Raw genomic sequence first — 11,181 nt, 5'->3', positions numbered from 1 at the left:
CTTATACTGATGGTGTTTTAGAAAGTAAAACCTTTATAACTTTCATTGCTTCCATAGTTAAAAGTTTTATTAAGTTTCATTGTTCTGATTTATTAAAAAATAAATCAAGTTTAACATTTAATTCAATAATAGATGAATTATCAAAAATTGAGGTTTCAAAATTTGATGAAAAATATATAAGAAAAAATTCTCTAACTGCAAAACAAAAAGAAATACTCAAAAATTTGAATATTTCTTCTGATGAATTATATAGTTTCATAATATCTATAAACGAAAAAATTTCTTAATTTTTTTTATTTAGTATAAAATTTACTGAAAGTTTAAAATTTGATCTCTTAAAGAAGATAAATTGTAATCTTTAATATTAACACCATCAATTACAACATTACCTGATGTTGCCTCATAAAATCTAACAAATAAATTTATTAATGAAGATTTCCCTGATCCTGTTTCCCCAATAATACCAATAGTTGAATATGGTTGTATTTCTAAATTAAGATTTTTTAAACTTTCTTTTGTATTATTTGGATATTTTAATGATACATTTTGTAATTCTAATTTACCTAATATTTCTTTTGATTCAACATCGTTATTTGAACTAATATCACTTGTATAATTAAGAATTTCATTTTTAATTCTTTTCATACTTGGTATAGAATAAGTAAAACTAATTAGAGAAAAAACCAAACCAGATAATGAACCAGAAACCATTCAAATGTATGTACCAAATGCAGTAATTGTACCAACATTAAATTCTTTATGCAATACTTTATTAACCCCAATAACTGCCAATGAAATAACTGAACCAAAAACAATTGTCATAAAAAACATATTGTTGAAATAATTAATTTTTTCAAATTTAATTGAATTCGTCTTTAATTCTAAGTTGATTTTGTTTATAGAAGTAGATTCTTTTGTTTCGGTTAAATGTGATTTAATTGTTTTTAATGCATTTAAATTTTCTTGTAGTTTATTATTATATTTATCTGATGTTAATAATAATTCTTTTAAATATTTCTTAGATCACACAAAAAAGAAACCTGGAACAGTAATTAAAAAAGGCAATGCTACTACAAAAATTAGTGAAAGTTGTATTGATTCATTTATTGAATAAAACATTGCTAAACCAAACATTATTGGTAGTCTAATAAAAGAAGTTAATACTGTGTCAAAAGCACCTTTTATGTATGCAACATCTGTATCAAGTCTATTTAATAATGTTCCGCTTGAAAATTTATCAATATCTGAAAATGAAAAACTTTGAATTTTTTTAAATAAACTAATTTTTAAATTTTTAGCAAAAATCGATGAAATTTTATTCGCAATAAATATTTCACCTAACAAACTAAGAATTATAGTTCCAACAATTAAACTAAAAAGAATTAATGAATTCTTTAGAATTTCGCTTTCTTTTTGATTATTTGATAAATTATTATTTGTTACATAATTAATTATATATTTTGCATATTGTGGCATTAAAATTTCAAGATAAACTTGGCTAAAAATGCATAAAATAACAACAAGAATTCAAATTCTAATCCCTTTTGTAAAGCTCAATAGAGTTATTTTTTTATCCATTGTTATTTAAATGTCCATCATTTACACATTCGCAATCAATGCTTTCATTATCTATTTTATGAATTTCCTCTAATAAAGAATGATATTTTTTAGTAAAAATAGGGTTCAGATAATAAAATCTATACAAACCTTCTTGTTTTGCTTCAATTATTAAATGTTTATTTAAATCACTTAAATGTTTTGAAACGTTTGATTGTTTTTCTTTTAGTAATTCAGCTAAAACATTCACATCACATTCTTTTTCGTGGCAAGTGAATAAATGTAATATTATTCTTCTTTTAACACTTTTAGATAAAAAACTTAAAACTTTATCAAGAGTGCAATTGTATTCTTTAATGTTCATTATTCCTTTCTTTTGTTGATCTAGTTTTATCATTGTTTTCTTGTGTAATATCTTTTCTGCTACTTAATTCTGATTTATTATGGTAATTATCCAACTCTTGATTACTAATGTTTTCATCTTCTGAAACAATAAAACTACTCATTTCACTAAATTCATCAACACTTGAATTGTTTTCATCGAAAACTAATGAATTAATAGAATTTTTTTGAATTTTTTGCTTAAATTCTTCTAATTGTTTATCAAAATCACTCATAAAATCAATGTTATTTGTTTCATTGTTATCTAGAACATTATCAGACAAGTTTTGTTGAACTTCTATATTGTTGGTTTCATCATAGACTATAATAACTTCTGGTTTGCTTAAAATATCCTGAATTTCTGTATTAATTTCTTGTGTTATTTTTTCATCATTAATTACTGTTTCATTTTTATCTACAAAAACTGCTTCATCTGGTTTATTAATAACATTTTTTAATTCTAATTCTAATGTATTATTTAAATTAAAAAAAGCATTATTTTCCTTTTCATATTTTTTAACTTCAAAATTATTTTGATCATTGTTATGGTTTGTAAAACTTTTTTCAAATTCTTGTTTAATGTTGCTATTAAAAATATTTAATTCAGAATTTAAAATTTTACTTTCAACTTGTGAATCAATAGTTGAAATATTAGTATTTTGGTCTAAAACAAATAATTCTTTATTAATATCTTTTTCAGATAACTGGATTTCATTAGTTTTTATCAGACTTTGATATTTTTGATTTTGTTCATTATTATCATTTATTTTTTCTTCATTTCGATAATTTTCTTTTGTTTCTGTAGCAAACCATTTAGATAATTCTTTTTGAATCTCTATTCAACTGATTGGAGAAACTATATAAGTTTGATATTTTTTAGATCTTAAAAATCAATATTTATCTCTAATTAAAACATATTTTTCAATATTATTTTGCTGATTATCAATCAAATTAAAATTATTAGAATTTATACCATAATCAAAAACATCGAAAATAAAACATTTATATGGTTTTTGATTTTTTGTTACAACTAAATCAATATTTATAGAACCTACATTATAATTTTGAAATACTTCATATTCAGGTTTATTATTACATTCATCAACAACTTCTTGTAACACCTTTGATACAAATCATTTGCTATTATTTGGTAAATGATTTACCTTAACATCATCATACAAATCTTGAGTTAAATCATATATTTTGTTCGAAGATATTTTTTTATTAAACGATTCTATTATTTCTTTTTGTCTAGAATTTGAATCTTTTTCTAAAAAGTATAGTCATTCTTTGAATAAAATCATATCTTCTGATGAATTTTCACTTATTGATACTTGATTTGATTGGATGGTTTTAACAATTATCATTTTATCTTTTGCCCGTGAAATAGCAACATTTAAAGCGTTTTTACCACCTTTTTTACAAATATATGTTGAGTGAAGTTTGGTATTTTTATCATATGCAACTGTAGCAATTACCAAGTCTGCTTCATCACCTTGAATGTTTTCTATATTTCTTACTAAAACACTACCATTTCTAAGAAATTCTTCGATTTTAGGGTATTTATCAAAAATTAAATTTTTAATAAATTCACTTTGTTTAATATTAAATGAAAGTAAAATGATTTTTTTATATTTTGGTATATTGTTCTCTAATAATTCTAAAACTTTTTCTGCTTCAACAATATTTTTATTATCAATTCATTCACCATCAACATTGTATACCTCAAGTGCTTCATGTTTTTCATCTGAATTAACATCAATTACATCGAGTTGTGAATTATAAAAGTTTTTAGATGAAAAAGACATTAAAGAGGCATAATTTGATCTGTAATTTTTATCCAATAAAATTTTAAAAACATTTAATGAATAAGCATAATCTAACATTGATTCAGTTGCACCAAAAATAGAATCATCAACACTTCTTGTTTCAAATCAATTACTTGGTCTCATTTGTTCAGGATCACCAGCTAAAATTTTGATTTTGGCTAAATATAAAATCGGTAAACCTCTTTCAACAAAAATTTGACTTGATTCATCTAAAATAGCAAAATCAAATTCCTCTTTATCTCAAATTGATAAATCAATATCAGGAGTTGTAACAATAACCCTGAATAATATTTTTATAATTTTTGCATATTTTTTGATAAATTTATATGGTTCATAATTTTCAACTCTAACAGATTGAGCAAATTCTATATATTGTTCTTTTAATTCTTCACTTTGCATTAGTTGATTATAATTGTGTTCAATAATAATTGATTTCAAAATCTCAACATCAGAAATAATTTGATTATAATCAATTTTTTTTGAAAATTCTATAATTTTATTTAATTTAGTAAAAGGATTCTCTTTGTTATTAAAATTATAATCATGTTTGATAATCTTGAAAAAAGTAACTAAATCTTGTAATGATCCATTAAATTCCGGTAAAACTAAATTAATCGAGTCAGCAAGTTGAGAAATTTTTTGGTACTTTTTGTAAAATATTCAAAATGCATTGTTTAGTTTTAACAATATTTTTTTTAAATCTTGTGGATTAATTGGTTCATTAGGATATTTTAATTCTGATGGTAATCCTAAAATAAATTCAATTTCATTTTGATAATCTTTTACATTGTATTTTTTACTTAAATAATAATAAGCTTGTAAAATACTTTGTGCTTGTTCATCATTTAAATAATTATTAACTAATTTTATATATTCTATTTCTTCTGAATTAACAATAGGTGTTGGTTTTAATTCTGAAGCACTTATAAAATTCTCAAATTGCAATAAATATTCTTTAATTGGTTTATAAAATTGTCTTTTAGAACTTTCTTTGGTTTTTAACATAAATAAACAAAATTGTTCTAAACCGTTTAATCTTTGTTTTAAAACATCTAAAGCTGCTTTTTTTTGCGAAGCAACTATTGCGGTTTTGCCGTACGCTAAAATATTTGCAAGTAAATTTACAATAGTTTGTGATTTACCTGTGCCTGGTGGACCCCAGATTATTGTATGCTGAATAAAAGAAGAAATAATTGCTTGATCTTGTGAATAATTTGTTTTTGTAATTTTAAAAATATTAATATTTGGATTAAAAATACTATTTCTTATAGCTTTTTTGTAATTGTTTTTATTAATTTCAACAGTAATGATTTTTTGTAATTCATTATTGTCAATAATTTTTTTCATTATATTTCTTGAATATCCACCAGAAGGTTGGAATAAACCTAAAACAGCACCTGGATAAAATTTAATTGTGTCAAATTCTACATCATCTTTATTAATAAATTCATATTCACTAAAAACAACTTCCGGTAAGGAATAAATACCATTTCAATCTTGGCGAACTTTATTAATAATTTCTTGCATTGAATTAAAAGAAAGATCACTGTCTATTTGAATATTTTTACCAATACTATTTAAGAAAAATAAAACTTTTTCATTTATTTTAATTTCACCTTCACCAACTAAAATTGGTTTTGTTCCATTTTTAAAATCAATTCTTACTTGTTTAAAAAATAATGGTGCATAAATAAATTTTTCTTCGTGTTTAATTGAAATAAATAAAAAACCAATATGCAATGGTCAAATATTTGTTTGTTCTAAAATACTGTTGGCTTTATCACTTAAAATTTTTCAATTTTTTAAACTATTTTGAATTTCAAATTCTACTCTAGATTGTATTCTGTTAGTAATTTCTTTGATATCTTTTTTAGATTCTAAAAGCGTTTTAAAATTAGGTCTTTTGATTTCTGTGTTATGAATAAATTCTTTAAGTGAATTTATATCTGTAAAATGTTTAACTTTTTCAAATAATTTAAGAATATTTTTGTTTAATAATGATGTCTGAAAATTTTCATTATTAATAATTTTAAAATAGTCTTCTGTTGCTAAAATTGGCAATAAATCATAAAATAAATTATTATCTACTCTTGTAAAGATAGAAGAGTCGTTTGTTTGAACATCGATTAAATTATCTAAAATAGTCTTGTATTGTTGCTTTAAATCACTCACTTTATTTTATCTCCTTGTTATTTAATGCATTAAAAACACTTTGTGTATAAACTCCTAAAACTACTGATATCGTATCTGATTTAACAAAAATACCACTAACACCTTTAAGTTTTTGAATTTGTTCTTTATTTATTTTTGATATATCACTAAAATAAATATCTATTCTTGAATGTTTTGAATCTATTTTTTTTATATTTTCTTTTGTTCCTAATAAAGAAAAAAACGCTTCAATATTAAACGGTATGTTTTCAACTTGATAAATTGTATTTTTTTTATGTTCTATTTTTTTTGATCATTTGATTCATATCAAACCAAATGTAATAATTGTTAAAAAAATCATTTTTATTCTATATTTCATATTAAAAATTTTACAGTATTTTATTCGAATAATACAATAATTTTATTTTAAACTTGTATTAAGAAATACAAAAATCACAGATATTTCTGTGATTTTTTTGCTTAGTTGTTTTTGAATTTATGTTCTTCTGGTATTGTGTTTAAACCATTTTTAAATAAATTAGTTTTCATATTTGGTTTATTTTTATATATTTCTTTTAAACTTTCTCTGAATGATTTTGATTGGTTTTCACCTCCACCATAGATTAAATCATATTGTGGTAATTTATATTGACCAAATAAACCTTTTAAATCTAAACCTTTGCTTCTAATTGCTAATCCACTTGAGATACCTTGACCAAAATATCCAGTTGTAATTAAACTAACTAATTCATTGTTTTGATTACGTATTGATGAACCAGAAGCACCGGGTCCTGGGGCATAACCTTTATATAAATATGCTAAACCACTTTGATAGTATGGTTTACCATCATCTTTTGATTTATATATTTCACCAACAACTGGAGCGTTTAAAAATCTATCATAAATTCCAGGTTTATCCTTAAATGTTCTTAAAATTGCACTATGAGATAAATGATTCCCACGTTTAAGACGTTTTATTTTACTTTCATTACCAACAGGGTAATCAGTTTTATAAAGTTCATAATCAGCATTAGTTCAAAGTGAAAATGTATGTCTTCCTAATTCCTTATCATGTTTATCTTCATAATTATCTAAATGAAAATCACTGAATACATTTGATTCTGTTGCAGGATATGAAACTCCATATAATTGATCATATTCTTCAACTGCTTTTTTACCAGTTTGATTAGCAATGATAGGTACATCGATTTTATCAAAATCAGATAAATAATCATTTGTAGGAATTTTTAGTTTTTTATCTTCTGATAAACTTGCATAATCATTTGTTGCTCATCTTGCGTATTCTTCTATTGAACCCTTGTCCTTATAATCATTATATTCTAACTTAGAAAAATCAACTTCAAATATTGCTATATCAACAAATTCTTTTGTTTCATCAGATTTATCAACAGAATAATCTTTTGGATCTCATTTAAATAAATCACGACCATCAAAAATACGTTTAAATGCTTTTGGAGGTAATGGAATTTTTTCAATTTTATCTTCAAAAGCATTAACTCTTAATTTTGAAAAAATTGAAGGATTTTTATTAGATAATCTTTGGAATCCAAAACTTGATAAGTTGTTTTCTGAAAAACCATCGATAACATGGTAATTTGTTGCAAAATAAAATTTAGTTGGATAATGTCCTTCTGCTGGAATTTCATAGTCAATTATTGATGATGTACCGTGTCCTGGTTGTTGACTTCTTGCAGAATTTTCAAGTGTAACAAAATTCTCTTCTTTTTGAATTTGAGTTATTACGCGTGCTTTTAAAGAATCATCTAATCTTGTTTCTTTATTAACTTTGTCTATTAACATATCACGATACTTTTGAATATGTTCTTTATAAATTTTAGAAACTGCATCATAATCATTATTATTTTCTTCACGAATTTTTGCTAGAATTTTAGTTCTATATCTTTCACGAACACCAAGACTATTATCACTATTAAATGCTTTTTTAAATTCATCTCTTGCTTTAGTGTCTTTAATTTTATCCGCTAAATTATGCAAATCCTCAGGATTTTTTAATAACTCTGCAATAATCTCTTGTTTTTGAACATCACCTGTATAAACTCAATAATAAAATGAAGTTTGATATGTTTGTTGTGCATACTCACTATAATTTTCGTTCACTAAATAACGTGGTAATCCAATATTTTTATATTGATCTTTATTGAAATAATCTACTCATGAATTAAGTGTTGCATTACCAGTTTTTTTAATATTTAAACCTTTAAAAGTTCCATCATTATTGAATTCAGGTATACTTCAACCTAAATCATTGATTAAATCATAATCAGGTAATTTTAGTTCTTTTGCTTTTTCATTGAATTCTGTTTTTTTTGTTTCAGAAATTAGAGTGTTTCTTGCATAACTTTGACTTTTAATTGAATTTCTTAATTTTGCAATATCTTCATCATAACGTTGGTCATTTGGTGAATTAAAATATCTTTTAACATCATTAAAATTTGAAGGTTTTGATGTTGGATTTTCAAATTTTGGTGTATTATCAATTTTAAAACCAGATAAAGTATAAAATTCTCCAATATCATCATTATCATTAAAATTTATAAATAAATTTAATTCATTTTTATTAACTGAAACATTTAATAAACTTCATTTTAATCTTGTTTCTTTTGAGTTAAGTTCAACTCATTCTTCGAAATGATCTCTAAATTCTTCTGCAGTTTTATCTTGAAATTTATATCTAGGAAGTGATACATTAAAAATATCATCAAAACTCTTATTTTTAATGTATTTTTGAGTTTCTTCGTTGTTAAAATAATTTATTGGAGTTTGTGTTTGAGAACCTGAACCATTTAATGTTTCTTTTTCTTGTGAACCATTTGTTTTTTTCTCAGATTCAGTAGGTAATTTATTATTATTTGTATCTGATTTTTTTGTATTTTCTTGACAACTTGCAGCAATTGCCATTGGTGTAATTGCAAATGTTCCTAGAACTAATAATTTCATTTTTTGAATCTTTTTCATAAAAATCTCCTTTGTTTATATTGAAATAAACCTATCCTTCTTTAAAAAGAAATAATACACCTTTTAAGGTGTATTATGCAAGTTGAATTGGTTCTTCACCTTCTGCTTGATATTGTGTGTTATAACCTAAACCTTTTAGTTGGTTGTATAATTGTGATTCACCTTCTGGTACATAAATGATTGTGTTAGATTGAGAAAATGTTCCATCAGAGAAATTGAATAAAGTTGATAAATTAGCAATTCCCTCATTATCAAGTTTATGACCTTTAATTTTTGGTGTAATTTTAATATTTTTGGTATTTTTTCTATTTGAAAAAATAATTTTACTTTTTGGAACACCTGGTGCAACAAATTTATCTAAAACGTAGTTAAATTGTGCTTTATTCATATTGTCTGTATCAGTTTCTCAGATTTCACTTTCGTTATAAAGAACTATTCTTTTTAGTTTTCTAAGATTAACACCTTTCCCCTTAGTTCTGTCTCAAAATTCCATATTTTTAAGACCTTTGGCTTTTGTTACACGTGAAAGATCAAGACCAGTTGGGTAACTATTTCCACCTTCATTATGATCTGGATTAAGTCCTGGACCAAAACCACCTTGGAAAATACGTTCATTATTTCTTGTAAAGTAAACCATTCTTAAACCATTGTTTATACGTGTTAAATCAGTCTCTGAAACTCAATCTTTATCATCAAAACCAATACTATTAAATGTAATTCTTGTAAAAATTCTGTCGTATTTATTATAACTTGCTGAAACGTTGTAATCAGCCATATTTACATACGCAACACCTTTAAGTGATCATGGATTTAAACTTCATTCATCAACTAATGAATTTTGAGAAGTATAAAGACCTAATTCATCAATTTCTTTTTCTTCAAGTGCAATTAATGATGAAGTATTAAAACTTTCAAAAAATAATTCTAAAAGAGGAAGTTTTTTAGGTAATTGTGCTAAAACATCTTTAAGTTCTTGAGAAGCGCCAGATCTACCAATATTTTTAATTCTGTATCCAGTAATTGTTTTATTATCATCTTGTAAACTTTTAATAAAATTAATTGATTTTTCATAACCCGATTTGTTTGCAACATCAATTGTTATTAAAAAACCATCTTGTGTTTTACTTGGATTATCTTTTTCTTTTGTAAGTTTTTCAATTTTAATACCATCTGAATAACCTACATTGTATTTTGCAAATTCTTGTGTTGAAGTAACATCGGTTTTTGTTCAACCTGGATAGTTTCCTAAATCAATACTATCCGCTGGTCTATTTCATTTTGAATTACTTCCAAAAACACGTTTTTCTAAATTGTTACGTGTTATTTCACTAACAACAGCATTAAAAATTGGTGAAACAGCGTAAGAATTTAATTTACCGTTTTTATCAACATAAATATTATCATTATCTTTATCAATATAAAAACCTTTGTCAAGATCTTTCTTTAATGTATCAGATAGTTCTGTAAATTTATTAGGATCAATATGCATTGCAATTCATAAATGACCAACTTTTAAATATTCTTTACCATATCCTCTTACTGGTGGTATGTATTCAAATGTTTTAGTATTATTAAATCATTCTTCATATTTATCTTGAAATTCGTCTAATAAAAAGGGTTTAGCATTTCCTGCTTCTATTAAAGCACGGTATTTATCAAATAATTTTAAAATAACATTTAAGTCCATTGGTGATCTATCAAGATAGTCTTGCAATTCATCGTGACCAGCAACAGCATAATGGTCTTTATAAAATTGAGTAACTATACCACTTTTACCAAAAAAAGTATTTTGAAATCTATTTAAATTTTGCACTGAATTAGCAATACTTTCTTTAATATTTTCAGCACTTGGGGCAACGCTTAAAATATTTGGTGTAAGTTGTGCTATATATTTGACTCTATTTGTAATACCAGCTGCAACGTCATCTCTATTTTCTTTTCTTGGTGGTTGTTCTTCATAAACAACTGAAATTTCACCAACATCAGTTTTAATAACATCGCTTTTGATTCTTGTTTCAGGTTTAGGTTCTGGTTTTGGTTGAGGTTTTGGTGTTTCAATTGGTATTACAATAGGTTTGGCTTGTGGTTTTGGTTGAGGTTTTGGTGTTTCAATTGGTATTACAATAGGTTTGGCTTGTGGTTTTGGTTGAGGTTTTGGTGTTTCAATTGGTTTTGGTTTTACAATTGGTGGAACTTTAACTGGTGGAATTGGTTCTGGTTTGGGTTCTGGTTTTGATTCTTTTGGTTTATCATGTATATTAAAATC

General features: G+C 24.3%; 7 protein-coding genes. 1 reads left to right on the top strand and 6 read right to left on the bottom strand.

The annotated features are described in order from the left end of the window. Positions 1–287, top strand: a 287-nt coding sequence (locus BU00_RS05355) for a hypothetical protein (RefSeq protein WP_027121402.1), incomplete at its 5' end; no start/stop codon positions are given. Between the two features lie 22 nt (positions 288–309). On the opposite strand, the gene BU00_RS0104180 is transcribed toward BU00_RS05355, so the two are convergent. From BU00_RS0104180 to BU00_RS04830, 6 genes are all read right to left on the bottom strand, one after another. Beyond that, positions 310–1,578 carry an ABC transporter transmembrane domain-containing protein gene (locus BU00_RS0104180; protein WP_027121590.1) on the bottom strand — a complete coding sequence of 423 codons (1,269 nt, stop codon included), beginning with the start codon at positions 1,576–1,578 and terminating at the stop codon, positions 310–312. Then, positions 1,571–1,954 carry an ArsR/SmtB family transcription factor gene (locus BU00_RS0104175; protein ID WP_245579613.1) on the bottom strand — a complete coding sequence of 128 codons (384 nt, stop codon included), beginning with the start codon at positions 1,952–1,954 and terminating at the stop codon, positions 1,571–1,573. The genes BU00_RS0104180 and BU00_RS0104175 overlap by 8 nt, the downstream gene beginning before the upstream one ends. Continuing rightward, entirely contained in the window at positions 1,911–5,939 is a 4,029-nt protein-coding gene (locus tag BU00_RS04835; protein WP_051521878.1) for a DEAD/DEAH box helicase, read from the bottom strand. The genes BU00_RS0104175 and BU00_RS04835 overlap by 44 nt, the downstream gene beginning before the upstream one ends. 1 nt (position 5,940) lies before the next feature. After that, the gene (locus BU00_RS0104165) at positions 5,941–6,297 is read right to left on the bottom strand and encodes a PTS sugar transporter subunit IIABC (protein ID WP_036459143.1); all 357 of its coding nucleotides are present in this window, start codon (positions 6,295–6,297) and stop codon (positions 5,941–5,943) included. A 101-nt stretch (positions 6,298–6,398) separates the two neighbouring features. Beyond that, entirely contained in the window at positions 6,399–8,915 is a 2,517-nt protein-coding gene (mip, locus tag BU00_RS0104160) for an Ig-specific serine endopeptidase MIP (RefSeq protein ID WP_027121587.1), read from the bottom strand. 73 nt (positions 8,916–8,988) lie between these two features. Beyond that, positions 8,989–11,181: putative immunoglobulin-blocking virulence protein (locus BU00_RS04830; protein WP_211246806.1), on the bottom strand; the 2,193-nt coding region annotated here is incomplete at its 5' end.

It is taken from the genome of Mycoplasma leonicaptivi ATCC 49890 (genome assembly GCF_000622205.1).
Taxonomy (GTDB): Bacteria; Bacillota_I; Bacilli_A; order Mycoplasmatales; family Metamycoplasmataceae; genus Mycoplasmopsis; species Mycoplasmopsis leonicaptivi.
This window is presented reverse-complemented; position numbering and strand designations above follow the sequence as displayed.